General features: G+C 55.2%; 19 protein-coding genes and 1 other RNA gene. 11 read left to right on the forward strand and 9 right to left on the reverse strand.

Annotated features, from left to right (window positions below):
• Nucleotides 1-35: 35 nt before the first annotated feature.
• From C1N84_RS04880 to smpB, 3 genes are all read right to left on the reverse strand, one after another.
• Entirely contained in the window at nucleotides 36-1,223 is a 1,188-nt protein-coding gene (locus C1N84_RS04880) for an integrase domain-containing protein (protein ID WP_394541775.1), read from the reverse strand.
• A 192-nt stretch (nucleotides 1,224-1,415) separates the two neighbouring features.
• Nucleotides 1,416-1,780, reverse strand: a transfer-messenger RNA (tmRNA) gene (gene ssrA / locus C1N84_RS04885).
• 43 nt (nucleotides 1,781-1,823) lie between these two features.
• A complete protein-coding gene (gene smpB / locus C1N84_RS04890; RefSeq protein ID WP_021506506.1) occupies nucleotides 1,824-2,306 on the reverse strand; it encodes an SsrA-binding protein SmpB in 483 nt (160 codons plus the stop codon).
• A 159-nt stretch (nucleotides 2,307-2,465) separates the two neighbouring features.
• Here smpB and C1N84_RS04895 point away from each other — a divergent pair, with 159 nt between their 5' ends.
• Together C1N84_RS04895 and C1N84_RS04900 are read left to right on the forward strand one after the other, a co-directional pair.
• On the forward strand, nucleotides 2,466-2,900 hold the full coding sequence (locus C1N84_RS04895) for a type II toxin-antitoxin system RatA family toxin (protein ID WP_021506507.1): 435 nt from the start codon (nucleotides 2,466-2,468) through the stop codon (nucleotides 2,898-2,900).
• On the forward strand, nucleotides 2,893-3,183 hold the full coding sequence (locus tag C1N84_RS04900; protein ID WP_021506508.1) for an RnfH family protein: 291 nt from the start codon (nucleotides 2,893-2,895) through the stop codon (nucleotides 3,181-3,183). The genes C1N84_RS04895 and C1N84_RS04900 overlap by 8 nt, the downstream gene beginning before the upstream one ends.
• 50 nt (nucleotides 3,184-3,233) lie before the next feature.
• On the opposite strand, the gene bamE is transcribed toward C1N84_RS04900, so the two are convergent.
• The 3 genes from bamE to nadK all read right to left on the reverse strand — a co-directional run bounded on the left by bamE (nucleotide 3,234) and on the right by nadK (nucleotide 6,391).
• Nucleotides 3,234-3,581 carry an outer membrane protein assembly factor BamE gene (bamE, locus tag C1N84_RS04905; protein WP_021506509.1) on the reverse strand — a complete coding sequence of 116 codons (348 nt, stop codon included), beginning with the start codon at nucleotides 3,579-3,581 and terminating at the stop codon, nucleotides 3,234-3,236.
• 184 nt (nucleotides 3,582-3,765) lie between these two features.
• Nucleotides 3,766-5,427 (reverse strand): DNA repair protein RecN, encoded by a 1,662-nt coding sequence (recN, locus tag C1N84_RS04910; protein WP_058781712.1) that lies wholly within the window; start codon nucleotides 5,425-5,427, stop codon nucleotides 3,766-3,768.
• Nucleotides 5,428-5,512: 85 nt separating this feature from the next.
• Nucleotides 5,513-6,391 carry an NAD(+) kinase gene (gene nadK, locus C1N84_RS04915; protein WP_058758272.1) on the reverse strand — a complete coding sequence of 293 codons (879 nt, stop codon included), beginning with the start codon at nucleotides 6,389-6,391 and terminating at the stop codon, nucleotides 5,513-5,515.
• Nucleotides 6,392-6,513: 122 nt separating this feature from the next.
• On the opposite strand from nadK, the gene grpE reads away from it, so the two are divergent.
• Nucleotides 6,514-7,092, forward strand: a complete 579-nt coding sequence (gene grpE / locus C1N84_RS04920) for a nucleotide exchange factor GrpE (RefSeq protein WP_058758450.1) — start codon at nucleotides 6,514-6,516, stop codon at nucleotides 7,090-7,092.
• Nucleotides 7,093-7,137: 45 nt separating this feature from the next.
• Here the strand turns inward: grpE and ung are convergent, their stop codons facing one another.
• A complete protein-coding gene (ung, locus tag C1N84_RS04925) occupies nucleotides 7,138-7,815 on the reverse strand; it encodes a uracil-DNA glycosylase (RefSeq protein WP_058775636.1) in 678 nt (225 codons plus the stop codon).
• A 265-nt stretch (nucleotides 7,816-8,080) separates the two neighbouring features.
• Between ung and grcA the strand changes: the two genes are divergently transcribed.
• Complete coding sequence (gene grcA / locus C1N84_RS04930) at nucleotides 8,081-8,464, forward strand: autonomous glycyl radical cofactor GrcA (RefSeq protein ID WP_021506514.1); 384 nt, start codon at nucleotides 8,081-8,083, stop codon at nucleotides 8,462-8,464.
• Between the two features lie 186 nt (nucleotides 8,465-8,650).
• Here the strand turns inward: grcA and srmB are convergent, their stop codons facing one another.
• A complete protein-coding gene (gene srmB, locus C1N84_RS04935; protein ID WP_021506515.1) occupies nucleotides 8,651-9,979 on the reverse strand; it encodes an ATP-dependent RNA helicase SrmB in 1,329 nt (442 codons plus the stop codon).
• A gap of 137 nt (nucleotides 9,980-10,116) precedes the next feature.
• Here srmB and C1N84_RS04940 point away from each other — a divergent pair, with 137 nt between their 5' ends.
• Nucleotides 10,117-10,866 (forward strand): tRNA(1)(Val) (adenine(37)-N(6))-methyltransferase TrmN, encoded by a 750-nt coding sequence (locus C1N84_RS04940; protein ID WP_394541776.1) that lies wholly within the window; start codon nucleotides 10,117-10,119, stop codon nucleotides 10,864-10,866.
• Here C1N84_RS04940 and nadB read toward each other — a convergent pair.
• Nucleotides 10,851-12,470 carry an L-aspartate oxidase gene (gene nadB, locus C1N84_RS04945; protein WP_264443617.1) on the reverse strand — a complete coding sequence of 540 codons (1,620 nt, stop codon included), beginning with the start codon at nucleotides 12,468-12,470 and terminating at the stop codon, nucleotides 10,851-10,853. The genes C1N84_RS04940 and nadB overlap by 16 nt on opposite strands.
• A gap of 441 nt (nucleotides 12,471-12,911) precedes the next feature.
• Between nadB and rpoE the strand changes: the two genes are divergently transcribed.
• The 6 genes from rpoE to lepB all read left to right on the forward strand — a co-directional run bounded on the left by rpoE (nucleotide 12,912) and on the right by lepB (nucleotide 18,590).
• Nucleotides 12,912-13,490, forward strand: a complete 579-nt coding sequence (gene rpoE / locus C1N84_RS04950; RefSeq protein ID WP_010617748.1) for an RNA polymerase sigma factor RpoE — start codon at nucleotides 12,912-12,914, stop codon at nucleotides 13,488-13,490.
• 27 nt (nucleotides 13,491-13,517) lie between these two features.
• The gene (gene rseA, locus C1N84_RS04955; protein WP_264442165.1) at nucleotides 13,518-14,174 is read left to right on the forward strand and encodes an anti-sigma-E factor RseA; all 657 of its coding nucleotides are present in this window, start codon (nucleotides 13,518-13,520) and stop codon (nucleotides 14,172-14,174) included.
• Complete coding sequence (gene rseB, locus C1N84_RS04960; RefSeq protein WP_031279374.1) at nucleotides 14,174-15,130, forward strand: sigma-E factor regulatory protein RseB; 957 nt, start codon at nucleotides 14,174-14,176, stop codon at nucleotides 15,128-15,130. The genes rseA and rseB overlap by 1 nt, the downstream gene beginning before the upstream one ends.
• Nucleotides 15,127-15,591, forward strand: a complete 465-nt coding sequence (gene rseC, locus C1N84_RS04965; RefSeq protein WP_021506520.1) for a SoxR-reducing system protein RseC — start codon at nucleotides 15,127-15,129, stop codon at nucleotides 15,589-15,591. Before rseB ends, rseC begins: the two co-directional genes overlap by 4 nt.
• A 218-nt stretch (nucleotides 15,592-15,809) precedes the next feature.
• Nucleotides 15,810-17,609: a translation elongation factor 4 gene (gene lepA / locus C1N84_RS04970; protein WP_031279376.1), complete on the forward strand. Its 1,800-nt coding sequence runs from the start codon at nucleotides 15,810-15,812 to the stop codon at nucleotides 17,607-17,609.
• A gap of 9 nt (nucleotides 17,610-17,618) precedes the next feature.
• Complete coding sequence (lepB, locus tag C1N84_RS04975; protein ID WP_021506522.1) at nucleotides 17,619-18,590, forward strand: signal peptidase I; 972 nt, start codon at nucleotides 17,619-17,621, stop codon at nucleotides 18,588-18,590.
• Nucleotides 18,591-18,705 lie beyond the last annotated feature (115 nt).

An 18,705-nucleotide genomic window follows, 5' to 3' on the forward strand; every position in this document is an offset into this window, starting at 1 on the left:
AATATTAAATTAGATTGGGACTAATGTCCCAATCTCTAAGGTTTGACTTTCCCCCCCCACCAATTCATCAATTCTATTCTTTTGTTTAAATATGTTGAGCGATTATACGCCCTTCTTACTTCATTTTTATCTGAATGAGAAAGCGCTGCCTCAATTACATCAGCATTAAATCCATGTTCATTCATTGCGGTACTTGCAATTGAACGTAATCCATGGGCAACTAACTTTCCACCATATCCAATACGCTTCAAAGCAGCATTAGCTGTTTGACTATTCATTGGTTGATTTGGAGCATTTCTGCTCGGGAAAATATGTTCGCGATGTGCACTGAGAGGCTTCATGATATCCAGAATCTCTAACGCCTGAAGTGATAAAGGAACAATGTGCTCACGCTTGGCCTTCATTCGCTCTGCAGGAATTGTCCAGAGCTTTGCATCGAGATCGATCTCTGCCCATCGAGCGCCAGAAGCTTCTGAAGGGCGAACAAGGGTCAGGAGTTGCCACTCAATAAGGCAGCGGGTAGAAACCGACAAATTTGACATAACCAAAGAACGCATCAACTTTGGTAATTCTTCTGGCTGCAATGTTGGCATATTTTGTTTTTTAGGTTTCTCAAAGGCCATACCAACTCCTGATGCCGGATTGGCATCAATCAGGCCGGTATTAACGGCATATATCATGATCTCGTTTATACGCTGAACTAACCTGCGAACTGTCTCAAGCGCCCCGCGAGCTTTAATCGGTTCCAATGCTTCCACGATCGTCCTGGCTTTAAGTGCCTGAACAGGAATCTCACCAATCATAGGGAATATGTCCTTCTCCAGCGAACGCCAAATATCCTTCGCATAATCCTCGGTGACGCTTTTGCTCTTAAGCTGAAACCACCTTCCGGCAACAATTGAAAAAATACTATCCAGTTCAATTTGCCGTTGCTCTGATACTTCCTCTTGCTGCTTCTGCGGGTCGATCCCTTGTGCGAGCAGCGAAAGATAGTGGTCACGCATTTGCCTTGCGCCCGCAAGCGTTAATGCAGGGTATGAGCCAAGACTAAGATTTGTACGGCTGCTACTTACTGGCCGCTGGTAGCGAAAACGCCATAGTTTCTTACCCGACGTTTTAATGAGCAGGAAAAGGCCGTCACCATCATGCAGTGTGAAGTCTTTCTCTTGAGGCTTAGCTTTGAGGATTTCGTTATTGGTGAGGGGGCGTGTCATCCGCGCCATGACTGGTTTCCGTCCATAATTGGTACACGTTTTTGGCCCACATTATAGCGTGTACCTAAACGTGTACCAATTATCTCTGGATTCAGGCGGATCATCTTGGAAGGTTACAGACACAAAAAAGCCCGCAGGGCTTGTGCCGTGCGGGCTTTCAGGACTTCTGCGGATGGCACTGGAACCATCTTTGAAGAATTTTGGTGGAGCTGGCGGGAGTTGAACCCGCGTCCGAAATTCCTACATCCTCGGTACTACATGCTTAGTCTGGTCTTTACATTCGCTTGCCAGCTGCGGACAGACACGCCACTAACAAACTAGCCTGATTAGTTTTAACGCTTCAACCCCAGGCAGGGCATCCACGCGATCTCTTTTAGGTTTGACCTCTCTTGATCCCCGTCCTAAGAGCGGAGGCTAGGGAGAGAGGGCTCTAAGCAGGTTATTAAGCTGCTAAAGCGTAGTTTTCGTCGTTTGCGACTATTTTTTTGCGGTTTTTTAGCGAGGCCTACCGCACCTCGGCATGCACCTTGGGTTTCGCGAATCCCGTCGAATCCAGAATCAGCCCCAAGACTTCTTACTCTAGCAAAAAATTATAAAAGATTCCAGTGGTTAACGGCTGGCATTCTTCATAATTCGTGCTTTGTCCATCTTCCACTCGCGATCTTTAATGTCCGCGCGCTTGTCGTGTTCTTTCTTACCGCGTGCCACCCCAATCTTCAGCTTGGCCCAGGCGTTTTTCCAGTACAGCGACAGCGCAACCACGGTGTAACCTTCGCGGTTAACACGACCGTACAGGGAGTCCAGTTCGCGCTGGTTCAACAGCAGTTTGCGGTTACGCGTGGGATCACACACCACGTGGCTTGATGCCACCGCCAGCGGCTGAAAAGTGGAACCGAACAGATAGGCTTCGCCATCGCGCAGCAAAATATAGCTGTCGCTGATGTTGGCTTTACCGGCGCGCAGTGATTTGACTTCCCATCCTTGCAACGCCATGCCGGCCTCGAACTCTTCTTCAATGAAGTATTCATGGCGGGCGCGTTTGTTGAGGGCAATAGTGGCTGAACCGGGTTTGTGAGCTTTTTTCTTTGTCATAGTGCGGCGTAGTCTACATCACTCAGTCTGTGGGCGCATCCCCTGTCCTGCGGGGCGGTAAAAAACACACTATTTTAGCACAGCTGGCAAAGGCGTGAATTTTTGTTTAGTAGCTTAAAATGGTATAATTCAACGGTTTTGTGACCAACAGGAACCATTATGGCCCAGATTAGCCGTTCAGCGCTGGTCCCGTATAGCGCTGAGCAGATGTACCGGCTCGTGAATGATGTGGATGCTTATCCTGAATTTCTTCCGGGCTGTACCGGCAGCCGCGTGCTGGATAACAGCGGTAACCAGATGACCGCCGCGGTGGATGTCTCCAAAGCCGGCATCAGTAAAACTTTTACCACGCGTAACACCCTGACCGATAACCAGAGCATTCATATGCAGCTGGTCGATGGGCCGTTCCGCAAGCTGACCGGTGGCTGGAAATTTATCTCGCTCGGCGACGATGCCTGCAAGGTTGAGCTCAGCCTCGACTTTGAGTTCACCAATATGCTGGTCGAGATGGCGTTTGGACGCATCTTCAAAGAGCTGGCCAACAGCATGGTGCAGGCGTTTACCCAGCGCGCCAAAGAGGTTTACCGTGGCTGACATCAGCGTTGAAGTGGTGTACGCGCTACCGGATAAACAGTATCTGCGTGAGGTTAGCCTGGAAGAGGGCGCCACGGTTGAGCAGGCGATTCAGGCATCCGGACTGCTGACGCTGCGCAAAGATATCGACCTGAGCAGCAACAAGGTCGGCATTTTCAGCCGTCCGGTCAAGCTGAGCGATACGCTGCAGGATGGCGATCGGGTAGAGATTTATCGCCCGCTGATTGCCGATCCAAAAGAGATGCGCCGGCAGCGGGCAGAGCGCGCGGCAACGAAAAAGTAAATTACAGGCATTAAAAAAGGCGCTCAGGCGCCTTTTTTGTTGCGGCTCACTCAGTCTTCAGTGCCGGTGAGGCGCGGTTTGTTGTCGATGTTAGTCAGCGTACCGTTGCTGTCGAAGGTCAGCGTCAGCGTCTGCTGCTTCACGCTCTCATGGCCTGGCTCCTGACGGAACACGTAATACCAGACGTTGCTGCCAAACGGGTCGTGCATCATCGGCGTACCGAGCGTGTAGGCAACCTGCTGCTGCGTCATGCCGGTGTGAATCTTCGAAACGTCGTTGGCGACCAGGTAATTCCCCTGATTGATATCCGGACGATACACAACGCGCTCAAGGGTGGAACATCCGGCGGTCATCATCAACATTACCACTGCCGCGGCAGTCAGCGTTTTACAGCGCATCTATACATTCCTTTTCTGGGGCCAAACGCCTTTCATCAGGCAGTTTTGTTGCCATCAAATTCTGAACTCTGCATACGGCAGGCTTTATTATGGCGATATGACTGCCGATGATAATAAACCTTTGAGCTATTGGAAACCTCTACAGAGCAAGCATATGACCACCAGGCCGCAAAAAAGTGCGGTGTCAGGCTGCTAAAAGTTCTTTTGCGTTCGCCAGTGTGTTGCGTGTGACTTCGCTGCCGCCAAGCAGGCGCGCCAGTTCCTGCAGACGCGCACGCTTATCCAGCGGCTGCATGTGGGTTTCGGTCATCGCACCGTCGGTTTCTTTGCTGACGAAGAAGTGCTGATGACCACAGCCCGCCACCTGCGGCAGGTGAGTTACGCACATTACCTGAGTCGATTCGCCCAACTGGCGCAGCATCTGGCCAACGACAGCGGCCGTCGGACCACTGATACCGACGTCAACCTCATCGAAAATCATCGCCGGAGTTTCCATTTTCTGTGCGGTAATCACCTGAATCGCCAGGGCAATACGTGACAGTTCACCCCCTGAGGCCACTTTACCCAGCGGCTGCAGCGGCTGGCCCGGGTTGGTGGTGACACGGAAATCAATACGGCTGGCACCTTCGGCCGTCAGCTGATCGGCATTGAATTCCAGCATGATGGCAAACTCACCGTGTGGCATGGCGAGCGTGCGCATGCTTTGCGTAATCAGCTGGCTCAGCTCCTGCGCCGAGGTGACGCGTTGCTGATGCAGGGCTTCGGCACAGGCCAGCGCGGCCTGATGATGAGCCACGACGTCGCTCTGCAGGCTTTCCTGATCGCTCTCCTGCTGCGACAGCTGTTCCGCTTCATCCAGCAGCTGCTGATACAGCACCGGCAGCGCTTCCGGTGAAACATGGTGCTTGCGTGCCAGCGCAATCTGCCGCGACAGACGCTGCTCCAGCTCGTACAGGCGATTAGGGTCGAGGTCGAGCCGTTCACAGTAGTGGCGCAGCTCATCGCTGGCTTCACTTAACTGAATCGCGGCTTCTTCCAGCAGGTTAAATACGCCGCTGACTTTATCGTCCAGCGAGACCAGCTCACTCAGCATATTACGCGCGCTGTAGAGCAGGCTTTGCAGGTTGGTGTCATCGCTATCGGCAAGAATTTGCAGCGCCTGCTGGCTGGTGGACAGCAGCTGACCGCTGTTCGCGAGGCGCTTGTACTCTTCATCAATCTGCTCAAACTCGCCTGGCTGCGGCGCAAACTCGTTGAGTTCTTTCAGCTGATACTGCAGCAGTTCGCGGCGGGCTTCACGCTCCTGCGACAGCTGCTGATGCTGCGCCAGCGCGCGGCAGCTGTGGTGCCAGCGCTGATAATGCTGACGCATCTCCGCCAGCCGATCGTCGTGCGCGGCGTAGGCATCCAGCAGGTGTTTCTGGTGATCGGTTTTAAGCAGCAGCTGATGCGCATGCTGACCGTGGATTTGAATCAGTAACTGGCCGAGTTCGCGCAGCTGTGACAGCGGTACGGACGTGCCGTTGATAAAGCCACGTGAGCGGCCATCGGCACTGATCACGCGGCGCAACAAACATTCGTTGCCGTCGTCGAGTTGATTCTCCGCCAGCCAGCGCTGGGCAGAGGGTGACGCTTTCAGCTGGAAGCGCGCGCAGATATCCGCGCGGCTGGCCCCCTGACGCACCATGTCTGCTTCAGCACGGCCGCCAAGGCACAGGCCCAGCGCATCAATCGCGATGGATTTCCCTGCGCCGGTTTCGCCGGTGATCGCTGTCATGCCACGATGAAAGTCGATCTCCAGTTCACGAACGATTGCAAAATTACTGATGGTCAGTTGTGCCAGCATACAATCACCTGTATGTAAAAACAGATATGGTTTTTCATACAGTATAAACTGGTTTTTTATCCAGTAAAGTAGCCGGCAGGCCTTTTCAGAATAATTTTTTTGACCATCCGAGTTTTGAGCTTAAGGTATTAAAATAATTATAATTTTTTGGATGAATTAAATTGAGGTGATTGGCGCTGCGGCGAATCAGCACATCTTCCCCTTCCTGAATCGGCAGGGCGATCTGGCTATCACAGCTGATCTCCAGGTCGCTGCGCAGCGAGGAAAAACGCAGGCGAATGGTGCTGCTACTGTTGATCACCAGCGGACGCGCCGACAGCGTGTGCGGGAACATCGGCACCAGCGCAATCGCATCAAGTGACGGCGTTAATATCGGCCCGCCCGCCGAAAGCGAATAGGCGGTTGAACCGGTTGGCGTGGAGATAATCAGCCCGTCCGAGCGCTGGGAAAAGGCGAACACTTCGTCGATATAGACTTCAAATTCAATCATGTGCGCCACTTTGCCCGGATGCAGCACCACTTCATTAATGGCGCTGCCGATGCGCGGCGAACACTCTTCTTTACATACCTGCGCTTCCAGCAAAAAGCGGCTTTCCACGAAATAATCGCCTTGCAGCACGTCATCCAGCTGCTGCTGCGCGTTATCCGGATCGAGATCTGTCAGGAAGCCGAGATTGCCGCGGTTGATGCCAATCACCTTGATGTCGTAACGAGCCAGCACGCGCGCGGCGCCCAGCATGTTGCCATCGCCGCCGACCACCACCGCCAGATCGGCATACTGGCCGATGTCCGCCAGGCTGCCGGTACGCACATCCTGCAGGTTAAGCTCGCGGGCGATTTGCTGTTCCACGATCACGTCATAGCCTTTGTCAGTCAGCCAGCGCCAGAGCATTTCATGGGTGGTTAACGCAGTGGGGTGGCGCGGATGGCCGACGATCCCAATGCAGTTAAAGTGTTTGTTCATTTAGCGGGTGTTCCTCATAAGCCAAAACGGCCAGGCAATGTGATGGGTTCACTTGAAACCGTCAAACTGATCCCCATAATAAGCCAACCAGCGAGATGAATGTGCAAAACGCGGAGAAATTCATGAGTAGTAAAGAACAGAACACCCCAAACGAGCAAGTCTCAGACGAAATTCAACAGGAACAACAGCAGCCGGAAGCGGAGACAGCAACTGAGGTGGATCCGCGTGATGAGCGTATCGCCCAGCTGGAAGCGGAATTAGCGCAGGCGCAGGGTGGCGTGCGTGACGCCCAGCTGCGCGCGCAGGCTGAGATTGAAAATATCCGTCGCCGCGCCGAAATGGACGTGGAAAAAGCGCACAAGTTTGCGCTGGAAAAGTTTGCCAGCGAACTGCTGCCGGTGATTGATAGCCTGGAGCGCGCGCTGGAAGTGGCGGATAAAGAGAACACCGAGCTGGCTTCGATGATTGAAGGCATCGAGCTGACGCTGAAATCACTGCTGGGTGCGGTGCGCAAGTTCGGCGTGGAAGTGGTGGGCGAAACTAATGTGCCGTTCAACCCGGATGTGCATCAGGCGATGTCGATGATGGAGTCTGAAGAAGTGGCGCCAAACCATGTGCTGATGGTGATGCAGCGCGGTTACACCCTCAACGGTCGCCTGCTGCGCCCGGCGATGGTTGCGGTATCGAAAGCCAAAGGCTAAGCCGCTCCCGTGTAACAACGGCCGCTGATGCGGCCGTTTGTGTTTTCAGGGCAGCACCGGCGTCCAGTCAATGGGCGTCTGGCCAGCCTGGCTCAGCAGCGCATTGGCTTTGGAAAAATGCTGACAGCCAAAAAAGCCGCGATGCGCCGAAAGCGGCGAAGGATGCGGTGCTTTCAATACGTGATGACGCTGCGCATCAATGATGCTGCCTTTCTTCTGCGCGTGTGATCCCCACAGCAGGAAAATCACCCCTTCGCGATGGGTGTTGATGGCGCTGATCACGTTATCGGTAAAGGTTTCCCAGCCGAAACGTGCGTGCGAATGCGCTTTGCCGGCTTCCACGGTTAACACCGTATTCAGCAGCAGCACACCTTGTTTCGCCCAGCTTTCAAGAAAGCCGTGCTGCGGACGCTGAAAGCCAGGAATATCCTGTTCCAGCTCTTTGTACATATTCAGCAGCGACGGCGGAATGGCCACGCCCGGCAATACCGAAAACGCCAGGCCATGCGCCTGATTCGGGCCGTGGTACGGATCCTGGCCGAGGATCACCACTTTAATATCGCCCAGTTCGGTGAGACGGAACGCGTTGAACACGTCCTTTTGCGGCGGATAGACCGTCACGCCCGCTGCTCGCTCTTCGGCTACCGCTTTCAGCGTTTCCACGAAGTAAGGTTTTTCTTTCTCTTCAGCCAGCACATCGTGCCAGGTCAGCTTCTCAGCCATCATTGACTCCCTGCAAATTGATGCCTTTAGCTTAGCGTGTCCGGCGGGGCAGCAGAAGGGTAAAAATAAGTTGAACAATTACAGAAAAAGTTAATGACAAAAATTGTTATAAATCAATTTATTAGAGTGGGGGGGCAAAAATTGTGGCCGGACGAAATTGATACAGGTCAAAACGAGCCGGTCAGCGCGGTGATATACCAGAGCATCACATAACCCGAAGAACCGCGCTGTGCTCCTGCCGCAGCGCTAAGCCCTGGAGGCCTCTATGATTACCGGTATTCAAATTACTCAGGCACAAAATCCGCAGCTGCTGAACTCGTTCTGGCTGCTGGACAATGAGAAAGCCGAAGCCCGCTGCCTGTGCGCAAAAGGCGATTTCACGGAAGATCAGGTTGTTGCAGTCAGCGACCTTGGCGAGATTGCTTACCGTGAAATTCCACTGGAGCAGAAACCGCAGGTACGCGTTGAAGGCGGTCAGCACCTCAACGTTAACGTGCTGCGCCGTGAAACGCTGGAAGATGCGGTGAAGCATCCGGAAAAATATCCGCAGCTGACCATTCGCGTGTCGGGCTATGCGGTGCGCTTTAACGCGCTGACGCCAGAACAGCAGCGTGACGTTATCACCCGTACCTTTACCGAAAGCCTGTAATTGATCGGCTGACGAAAACGCATACAGCAATACAAGCCGCGCCGGTGCTTACTGGCGCGGCTTTTTTTATTTCCTGAAGAGCGAAGAGGGCAGGTTGAGAGATTTTACGCCGCGAAAGTGCTTTTTCAGCAGGCCAGAAAGCAAAAAATCGCCTCAGGGAGGCGATTTAATTGCCGCGATGCTGTTTTATTCCGCACCGCTCTCCGGTGTGCTGCTGCCGCTTGGCTTGCGGCGTTTACCGATATTTTTAGTATCGCGGTGACGTTTCTTCACGCGCGGTTTCTCTTCTTCTTTCGCTTTCTTCTCTTTGCGCTTCTCAAGCGCCTTTTTCGACGGTTTACCGGTGACTTTAGCACTCGGTGCACGCGTTTCCGGACGCAGCTCATCGATTACGCGCGATTTCAGTGGCTCGTTGACGTAGCGGCTGATTTTACCCAGCAGCGGATGGTCATGTGCTTCTACCAGCGAGATTGCGGTACCTTTGCGTCCGGCGCGGCCGGTACGGCCAATGCGGTGCAAATAGACATCGGCGGTGCGCGGTAAGTCATAGTTGATGACGTGGGTGACGTTATCAATGTCGATACCGCGCGCGGCGACATCGGTCGCGACCAGCACGTTAACGCGACCGTCATTCAGGCGTTTTATCGCTTCGTTACGGTTAGCCTGTACCATTTCGCCTTCGAGGTAGCTACTGCGCAGGCCGGCTTCGTGCATCCAGGTCACCAGCTCATGCAGGCGCTCACGTTTACGCACGAACACGATGGCGCGCTTCACTTCCGGCTGCTTCAGCAGATGCACCAGCAGTTTGGTTTTGTGCTCAAGGTTGTCGGCGCGGTAATACCACTGCTGAATCTTCTTGCGTTCGCTTTTGCTTGGATCGGCTTCAATCGCTACCGGATCGTTCAGCAGGCGCTCGGCGAAATCTTTGATGTTGTCGCCTTCCAGCGTGGCCGAGAACAGCAGCGTCTGTTTGCGCCAGCGCGTTTCACCGGCAATGGTCTCGATATCCTGCGCAAAGCCCATGTCCAGCATGCGGTCGGCTTCGTCCAGAATCAGCGTTTCTACCGCGCGGCAGTCAAAGTTCTCTTCTTTGATGTACTGCAGCAGACGGCCGGTGGTCGCGACCACGATGTCCTGATTTTCACTGAACACTTCCGCGTGGTTCATATAGGCCACGCCGCCGGTGATGGTGGCGATATCGAGATGGGTATGTTTGGCCAGCTCGCGCGCCTGGTCGGCAACCTGCATCGCCAGTTCACGCGTCGGCGTGAGGATCAGAATGCGCGGCGGCCCTGATTTTTTACGCGGAAAATCGAGCAGGTGCTGTAAAGCGGGCAGCAGGTAGGCTGCGGTTTTCCCCGTTCCGGTTGGTGCCGAACCCAGAACGTCACGGCCTTCCAGCGCGGCAGGAATGGCCTCAGCCTGAATGGCAGTCGGGCGCGTGAAGCCTTTATCCTGCAGGGCTTCCAGCAGGCTTTCGTCGAGTTCGAGTTCGGAGAATGTGGTTACGGTCATGGTCTACCTCAGTTTGGGGCGCTGATTATAGACAGTTCAGCCACAATCTTCATCTGTTTGTGTTGCACAGGTGAAGGTGAATTCACTTCGCGACCACGTTACACTTCCGGCAGGAGAAAATTCAATGGTCGTTAAGCATGTCTCAGCCGCAACCGCCAGCGCGGGCGATGTTAAGAAAAGATGGATTCACGTTTAAGCAATTTTTTGTCGCGCACGATCGCTGTGCCATGAAGGTCGGCACCGATGGGGTGCTGCTCGGGGCCTGGGCGCCGGTGGCAGGCGTACGGCGCATACTGGATATCGGCTGCGGCAGCGGTCTGATTGCGCTGATGCTGGCGCAGCGCACGCCGGATGACGTCAGTATCGATGCCGTCGAACTGGAGCGCAGCGCCGCCGCGCAGGCGCAGGAGAACGTCGCCGCGTCGCCGTGGGCGCATCGCATCGCGGTGCATGCGCAGGACATCGTCAGCTGGAGTGAGCAGGCAGAAAAACGCTACTCGCTGATTGTCAGCAATCCGCCGTTTTTCACCCCGGGTATGGCCTCGGCCAGCGTCGAGCGCGATACCGCGCGCAGCACGGCAACGCTTGATCATCCCACTCTGCTGCGCTGTGCGGCACAGCTGATTGAAGAAGAGGGGCTGTTTTGCGTGGTGCTGCCGGCGGATGCCGGCGAAAACCTGATTGTACTGGCGCGCGCCGAAGGCTGGCATCTGCGTTATCGCTATGATGTGGCGCCTTACGCGCAGCGACCGCCGAACCGGCTTGTACTGGGCTTTTCACCCGCCGCAGGCGAACTCGTGCAGGAGCGTCTCGCCATTCGTGATGAAGATAAAAGTTATTCGGCGGACTGGCTGAGCCTGGTGACTGATTTCTACCTGTTCCGCTGAACGTCCGGCTGCAGCACCGTAGGCAGCGCTTCGGGCAGCATCTGCGGATAGTCGCGGGTGAAGTGCAGCCCGCGGCTCTCTTTGCGCGCCAGCGCACAGCGCACCATCAGCTCTGCCACCTGTACCAGATTGCGCAGCTCCAGCAGATTGTTGGAGAGGCGAAAGTGCGCATAGTATTCATCTATCTCCTGCTGTAGCAGCGTAATGCGGCGCAGGGCGCGCTCCAGCCGCTTGGTGGTACGCACGATGCCCATGTAGTCCCACATTAACAGCCGCAGCTCATGCCAGTTGTGCTGAATCACCACCCGTTCATCGGCATCGTCGACGCGGCTTTCATCCCACGCCGGCAGGTGATCGACGGCGTGCATCTGCGGCAGACGGCGCACAATATCTTCGGCCGCCGACCAGCCATACACCAGACACTCCAGCAGCGAGTTTGATGCCATGCGGTTAGCGCCGTGCAGGCCGGTATAGCTGACCTCACCAATCGCATACAGCCCGTCGACATCGGTGCGCCCATGCTGATCCACCATCACGCCGCCGCAGGTGTAATGCGCGGCGGGCACAATCGGAATCGGCTGCTGTGTCAGATCGAGGCCAAACGTCAGCAGCTTGTCATAGATCATCGGAAAGTGGGCACGCACAAAGCTGGCCGGCTGATGGCTGATGTCGAGATACATGCAGTCGACGCCCAGGCGCTTCATTTCGTGATCGATAGCGCGCGCCACGATATCGCGCGGTGCCAGTTCGGCGCGCGCATCGAAATCCGGCATAAAGCGCGAACCGTCCGGGCGCAGTAGCCAGGCACCTTCGCCGCGCAGCGCTTCGGTCAGCAAAAAGTTTTGCGCCTGCGGATGAAACAGGCAGGTAGGGTGAAACTGATTGAATTCCAGATTGGCCACCCGGCAGCCGGCGCGCCACGCCATCGCGATGCCGTCGCCGGACGCGACATCCGGATTAGTGGTGTACTGATATACCTTCGCCGCACCGCCAGTGGCCAGCACCACGCTGCGGGCGCGGCAGGTTTCAACCTGTTCGCGATTGCGATTCCAGATCCATGCGCCTACCACGCGCCGCGTTCCGGGCAGGCCAATTTTATCGGAGAGGATTAAATCCACCGCGTTGGCACGCTCAATAACGCGAATATTGGGATGGCTGAGCGCCTGGCTGACCAGCGTGGTTTCGACCGCGCGCCCGGTGGCGTCGGCGCTGTGTAAAATACGGCGATGGCTGTGACCGCCTTCGCGCGTCAGGTGATAGCGCGCATTGCCGTTATCCTGTGGCTCGCGATCAAACGCCACGCCGTTATCGATCAGCCACTGTACGCAAGGGCGCGCATTGCTGGCGATAAAATTCACCGTCTCGCGATCGCACAGGCCTGCACCGGCAATCAGCGTATCTTCGACGTGTGATTCAATGCTGTCGTTTTCATCAAACACCGCCGCAATCCCGCCCTGTGCATACAGCGTGGAGCCTTCGCTAATCTGCGCTTTACTCAGCACCGTTACCTGATAGTGCGGTGCCAGCCGCAGCGCCAGAGATAAACCGGCCGCGCCGCTGCCGACAATCAATACATCACAGCTATGATCGGGAATGGGGTTCATGATGTTTAATTTACTAAACAAAAGGTCCCCCGAGCATAAGCCCGGACGCTGCTGGTGTGAAGTATTTTGAACAAAAAACGCGGGATAATTCGACGCAATAATCAGATTGTAATGCGATTTCAGTAAGTTATGTCTGAAAATAAGCGATTAGTGTTTTTTATACCAAACACGCTGAAAATTCAGGGAATAAAGGTGAAAAATGCGGCGTCATAGGGTACTCTGCCAGCGATTATCGGTGCCGCCAACGACACCACCAGTGCGGTAAGTCGCTACACTGAAAGACCATCAACAACAACGATGTCAGGGCACCGGTACAGAAATATCAGGTCGTGGTGAACTTCAGGCCAGAACGGGACTCTAAGCGCATGCTTGCTCACAATAAATGAGATGTGCTGGCAGTTCACTTACGCATAAAAGAGATTTGGGGAGACATTACCTCGGATGAGCGAGCAGTTAACGGATCAGGTCCTCGTTGAGCGGGTTCAGAAAGGAGATCAAAAGTCATTTAATTTACTGGTGATCCGATACCAGCATAAAGTGGCGAGCCTGGTTTCACGTTATGTCCCGTCAGGCGATGTGCCTGATGTGGTTCAGGAATCTTTCATTAAAGCGTATCGCGCACTGGAGTCGTTCCGGGGTGATAGCGCCTTTTACACGTGGCTGTACCGCATTGCGGTCAACACCGCGAAGAATTATCTGGTGGCTCAGGGGCGCCGGCCGCCGTCCAGCGATGTGGACGCGATTGACGCGGAAAATTTCGAAAGTGCGGGTGCGCTAAAAGAAATTTCGAACCCTGAGAACTTAATGTTGTCAGACGAACTGAAACAAATTGTTTTTCGGACGATTGAGGCGTTGCCTGAAGATCTGCGTATGGCCATCACCCTGCGGGAACTGGATGGTCTGAGTTACGAAGAGATCGCCGCCATCATGGATTGTCCGGTAGGTACCGTACGTTCACGTATCTTCCGGGCCCGGGAAGCCATTGATAATAAAGTTCAACCGCTTATCCAACGTCAGTGATAACGGCTACTGGAAGGGTACCAAAACATGCAGAAAGAAAAACTTTCCGCTTTAATGGATGGTGAAACTTTAGATAACGAGCTGCTGGCGTCGTTATCGAAGGATGCAGATCTACAAAAAAGCTGGGAGAGCTACCATCTGATCCGCGACACCCTGCGGGGCGATGTGGGCGAAGTGCTGCATTTTGATATCTCCGCACGCGTTGCTGCCGCCATCGAAGACGAGCCGGTGCGCAAAGTGACTTCGTTGATCCCGGATGCACAGCCGGAGCCGTCGCGCTGGCAGAAAATGCCGTTCTGGCGTCGCGGCGGCGGCTGGGTTGCTCAGGTCACGCAGATTGGTGTGGCGGCCTGTGTGTCGCTGGCGGTGATCGTCGGTGTGCAGCACTACAACAGCTCACCAGCGGGTAGTGCGACGGAAACCTCGGATGCGCCAGCCTTTAATACCTTACCGATGATGGGTAAAGCGTCACCGGTCAGCCTGGGCGTGCCGTCTGATGCTTTTGACACCAACAGCTCAAATCAGCAGGTGCAGGAGCAGCGCCGCCGTGTGAATGCCATGCTGCAGGATTACGAACTGCAACGCCGTCTGCATGCCGATCAGGTGCAGTTTGAAAGCAATGCGCCGCAACAGGCGCAGGCTAACGTTCCCGGAACTCAGTCGTTAGGAACTCAACAGCAGTAATGAAGCAGCTTTGGTGTGCCGTTAGCCTGCTGGCAGGCAGCCTGCTTTGGTCATCTACCGCCCCGGCGCAGACATCTGCGTCCGGGGCGTTGTTACAGCAGATGGAGCAGGCCAGCCAGAACCTCAACTACGAATTCGCCTATATCAATGTCTCACGTCTGGGCATTGAATCCCTGCGTTACCGCCATGCGGTCATCGACAATCGTGTGTTCGCTCAGCTGTTACAGATGGACGGACCGCGCCGTGAGGTGATCCAGCGCGGCAACGACATCAGCTATTTCGAACCGGGTCTCGATCCGTTCTCACTGCCGGGCAACCACATTATTGATGCGCTGCCGGCGCTGATGTTTGCTGACTTCTCGCGCCTCGGCGATGCCTACGATTTTATTCCGGTAGGGCGTTCCCGCATGGCCGATCAGATGTGCGAAGTGGTGCGCATCGTGTCGCGTGACGGCACGCGTTATAGCTACGTGGTGTGGCTGGACGTCGATACCAAGTTGCCGCTGCGGATTGATTTGCTGGATCGCGACGGTGAGACGCTGGAGCAGTTCCGCGTCATCAGTTTTGCCGTCGATGAAGGCGTACGCAATCTGATGCAGGGGCTGGAAAAAGCCAATCTGCCGCCGTCGCTGTCGTTACCGGCGGGCGACAAAGTGCAACTCAGCTGGCAGCCGGGCTGGTTGCCGGCCGGCATGAAGCTGATTTCGCAAAGCCGGCGTGATATTCCGGCGATGAACAAAACCGTAGAATCCCGTCTGTACAGCGATGGCTTGTTCAGCTTCGCTATCAACATCACGCCTGCCGATAAAAGCAGTTCGCCACAGTCATTGCGCACTGGGCGTCGTACGGTGCAGACCGAAGTGCGCGATAATCGTGAAATTACCGTGGTGGGCGAATTGCCGCCGACCACTGCCAAACGTATCGCGGACAGCATAGATTCAGGTGCCACAAAATGATGAGAGAATGGGCCACCGTGGTGGCATGGAAAGAGGGCGTCGCTACTCTGCATTCGGAAGCGAAAACCTCCTGCAACAGTTGTTCAGCGCGCAAAGGCTGCGGCAGCCATGCGCTCAACCAGCTGGGACCGAAAAACGCCCATGTGATGACCATCGCCAGTCCGGAGCCACTACAGCCGGGTCAGCGCATTGAGCTGGGCATTCGCGAAAGCAGCCTGCTCGGTTCTGCACTGCTGGTGTATATGACGCCACTGTTTGGTCTGTTCCTGGTCGCGGGCCTGTTCCAGATGCTGTTCCACAGCGACCTGGCGGCGGCCTGCGGTGCGCTGCTGGGTGGCGTTGGCGGCTTTATTGTTGCCAAAGGGGTTTCCAGCCGGTTTGGCGATCGCGAAGCGTTCCAGCCGGTGATTCTCAGCGTTGCGCTCCCGCCTGATGCGCTACGGGTGGAAAACCATAGTTGATCCCCGTTCAGGCCGCGTATTGCGCGGCCTTTTCATTTCGTCTTAATCGCTGAATTCTGTTGCGATTCCCCGCAGTTCCATTCTTTAACGCGCGGCGTTAACAGTGTAATATGCGTCGTCATTAATGAGGCTGACAGGGTTCCGGGTAAAGCTCACTTGCCTGAATGTGTCTGTGCTCACGTTTTCAACTGATTTTCTACGTGAAGATATTCATATAAATGAAGCACATACGAAATTTCTCCATTATCGCTCACATTGACCATGGCAAATCAACGCTCTCTGACCGTTTGATTCAGATTTGCGGTGGCCTGAGCGATCGTGAGATGGCGGCGCAGGTTCTGGATTCGATGGATCTGGAGCGCGAGCGCGGCATCACCATTAAAGCGCAGAGCGTTACGCTCGATTACCACGCGCCAAACGGTGAAACTTACCAGCTCAATTTTATCGACACCCCAGGCCATGTTGACTTCTCTTATGAAGTTTCCCGCTCGCTGGCGGCCTGTGAAGGGGCATTGCTGGTGGTTGATGCAGGTCAGGGCGTTGAAGCGCAGACCCTGGCGAACTGCTACACCGCCATGGAAATGGATCTGGAAGTGGTACCGGTACTGAACAAGATCGACCTGCCTGCGGCCGACCCGGAGCGCGTGGCGGAAGAGATTGAAGATATCGTCGGCATCGACGCCGCTGATGCGGTGCGTTGCTCGGCGAAAACCGGCGTCGGCGTACCGGATGTGCTGGAACGTCTGGTGCGCGACATTCCGCCGCCGGAAGGCGATCCGGAAGGCCCGCTGCAGGCGCTGATCATCGACTCATGGTTTGATAACTACCTCGGTGTGGTCTCGCTGATCCGTATTAAAAACGGCACGCTGCGCAAAGGTGACAAAGTCAAAGTGATGAGTACCGGCCAGGTGTACAACGCTGACCGCCTCGGCATTTTCACGCCAAAACAAATTGACCGTACCGAGCTGAAGTGTGGCGAGGTAGGCTGGCTGGTGTGCGCCATCAAAGACATCCTCGGCGCGCCGGTGGGCGATACCCTGACGCTGCAGCGCAACCCTGCGGATAAAGCGCTGCCGGGCTTCAAAAAAGTGAAGCCGCAGGTGTATGCCGGTCTGTTCCCGGTAAGCTCCGACGACTACGAAGCTTTTCGTGATGCATTAGGCAAGCTGAGCCTGAACGACGCCTCACTGTTCTATGAGCCAGAGAGCTCCACCGCGCTGGGCTTTGGCTTCCGCTGTGGCTTCCTCGGCCTGCTGCACATGGAGATCATCCAGGAGCGTCTGGAGCGTGAATACGATCTCGACCTGATCACCACCGCGCCAACGGTTGTGTACGAAGTGGAAACCACTGACGGAGAAGTGGTGTACGTCGACAGCCCATCGAAGCTGCCGCCGCTGAATAATATTGCTGAACTGCGCGAACCGATCGCTGAGTGTCATATGCTGCTGCCGCAGGAGTTTCTGGGCAACGTTATTACGCTGTGTATCGAAAAACGCGGTGTGCAGACTAACATGGTTTACCACGGCAAACAGGTTGCGCTGACCTATGAGATTCCGATGGCGGAAGTGGTACTCGACTTCTTCGACCGTCTGAAATCAACGTCGCGCGGCTATGCGTCGCTGGACTATAACTTCAAACGTTTCCAGACCTCTGACATGGTGCGCGTCGACGTCCTGATTAACTCAGAACGCGTTGATGCGCTGGCGCTGATTACGCACCGTGATAACTCACAGTATCGTGGCCGCGAGCTGGTGGAGAAGATGAAAGATCTGATTCCGCGCCAGCAGTTCGATATTGCGATTCAGGCAGCAATCGGCAACCACATTATCGCTCGCTCAACAGTGAAACAGCTGCGTAAAAACGTCCTGGCGAAATGCTATGGCGGTGACGTCAGCCGTAAGAAAAAGCTGTTGCAGAAGCAGAAAGAAGGTAAGAAGCGAATGAAGCAGGTCGGCAACGTTGAGCTGCCGCAGGAAGCATTCCTTGCCATTCTGCATGTCGGTAAAGACAGCAAATAAGGAACTTTAATGGCTAACATGTTCGCCCTGATTCTGGTGATTGCCACTCTGTTAACCGGCATCATCTGGTGTATCGATCGCTTTAAGTGGGCCCCGGCGCGCCGGGCAAAGCAGGCGGCGGCACAGGCTCAGGCAGGTAATTCGCTCGACAGCAAAACGCTGGCCAAAGTGGCCGCGCAGCCGGGCTGGGTTGAAACCGCAGCGTCGGTGTTCCCGGTGCTGGCGGTGGTACTGATCGTGCGCTCGTTTATCTTCGAACCGTTTCAGATCCCTTCTGGCTCGATGATGCCGACGCTGCTGATTGGCGACTTCATCCTGGTGGAGAAATTTGCTTACGGCATCAAAGATCCGATCACGCAAACCACGCTGATCCCGACCGGCCATCCGCAGCGCGGAGATGTCGCGGTGTTCAAATACCCGAAAGATCCGAGCGTGGATTACATCAAGCGCGTGATCGGTCTGCCGGGCGACAAAGTGGTGTTTGATCCTTACAGCAAAACCCTGACCATCAACCCAGGCTGCGGCACGGGCAAGTGTGACACGGCGCTGCCGGTGACCTATACCAACATTGAGCCGAGCGATTTCATCCAGACCTTCAGCGGCTTTGATGGTAACGAAACCGGCAACGGTTTCTACCAGGTGCCGCAGGGCGAAACGCTGCGGGGCGGCCTGCGTCTTGGCACGCGCAAAGAAACACTGGGCAACGTCACGCACGATATCCTGCTGGTGAACGAAGCGCAGAGCCAGGCGAGCATGTATTATCAGCAGCCGGGTCAGCCGCAGGCCACGTGGATTGTGCCGCAGGGGCAATACTTCATGATGGGCGATAACCGTGATAACAGCGCCGACAGCCGCTACTGGGGCTTTGTGCCCGAGAAGAATCTGGTCGGCAAAGCGGTTGCTATCTGGATGAGCTTTGAGAAACAGGAAGGACAGTGGCCGACCGGCGTGCGACTGAGTCGCATTGGCGGTATTCACTGATTTAAAAACGGTTGGCTTCCTGCGAGTCAGGGAGCCACTGCACACCAAACAGAACGTGCTGGAACTTCAGCCCTGTTTGGTATGCAGAGTCACAGACGCACAGAACAACTGGAAT

The sequence above is a fragment of the Pantoea sp. SGAir0418 genome, assembly GCF_043529865.1.

Coding starts and splice junctions, on each gene's coding strand:
- C1N84_RS04880 (WP_394541775.1), bottom strand. CDS start 1,223: ATGGCGCGGATGACACGCCCCCTCACCAATAACGAAATCCTCAAAGCT.
- smpB (WP_021506506.1), bottom strand. CDS start 2,306: ATGACAAAGAAAAAAGCTCACAAACCCGGTTCAGCCACTATTGCCCTC.
- C1N84_RS04895 (WP_021506507.1), top strand. CDS start 2,466: ATGGCCCAGATTAGCCGTTCAGCGCTGGTCCCGTATAGCGCTGAGCAG.
- bamE (WP_021506509.1), bottom strand. CDS start 3,581: ATGCGCTGTAAAACGCTGACTGCCGCGGCAGTGGTAATGTTGATGATG.
- recN (WP_058781712.1), bottom strand. CDS start 5,427: ATGCTGGCACAACTGACCATCAGTAATTTTGCAATCGTTCGTGAACTG.
- nadK (WP_058758272.1), bottom strand. CDS start 6,391: ATGAACAAACACTTTAACTGCATTGGGATCGTCGGCCATCCGCGCCAC.
- grpE (WP_058758450.1), top strand. CDS start 6,514: ATGAGTAGTAAAGAACAGAACACCCCAAACGAGCAAGTCTCAGACGAA.
- ung (WP_058775636.1), bottom strand. CDS start 7,815: ATGGCTGAGAAGCTGACCTGGCACGATGTGCTGGCTGAAGAGAAAGAA.
- grcA (WP_021506514.1), top strand. CDS start 8,081: ATGATTACCGGTATTCAAATTACTCAGGCACAAAATCCGCAGCTGCTG.
- srmB (WP_021506515.1), bottom strand. CDS start 9,979: ATGACCGTAACCACATTCTCCGAACTCGAACTCGACGAAAGCCTGCTG.
- C1N84_RS04940 (WP_394541776.1), top strand. CDS start 10,117: ATGTCTCAGCCGCAACCGCCAGCGCGGGCGATGTTAAGAAAAGATGGA.
- nadB (WP_264443617.1), bottom strand. CDS start 12,470: ATGAACCCCATTCCCGATCATAGCTGTGATGTATTGATTGTCGGCAGC.
- rpoE (WP_010617748.1), top strand. CDS start 12,912: ATGAGCGAGCAGTTAACGGATCAGGTCCTCGTTGAGCGGGTTCAGAAA.
- rseA (WP_264442165.1), top strand. CDS start 13,518: ATGCAGAAAGAAAAACTTTCCGCTTTAATGGATGGTGAAACTTTAGAT.
- rseB (WP_031279374.1), top strand. CDS start 14,174: ATGAAGCAGCTTTGGTGTGCCGTTAGCCTGCTGGCAGGCAGCCTGCTT.
- rseC (WP_021506520.1), top strand. CDS start 15,127: ATGATGAGAGAATGGGCCACCGTGGTGGCATGGAAAGAGGGCGTCGCT.
- lepA (WP_031279376.1), top strand. CDS start 15,810: ATGAAGCACATACGAAATTTCTCCATTATCGCTCACATTGACCATGGC.
- lepB (WP_021506522.1), top strand. CDS start 17,619: ATGGCTAACATGTTCGCCCTGATTCTGGTGATTGCCACTCTGTTAACC.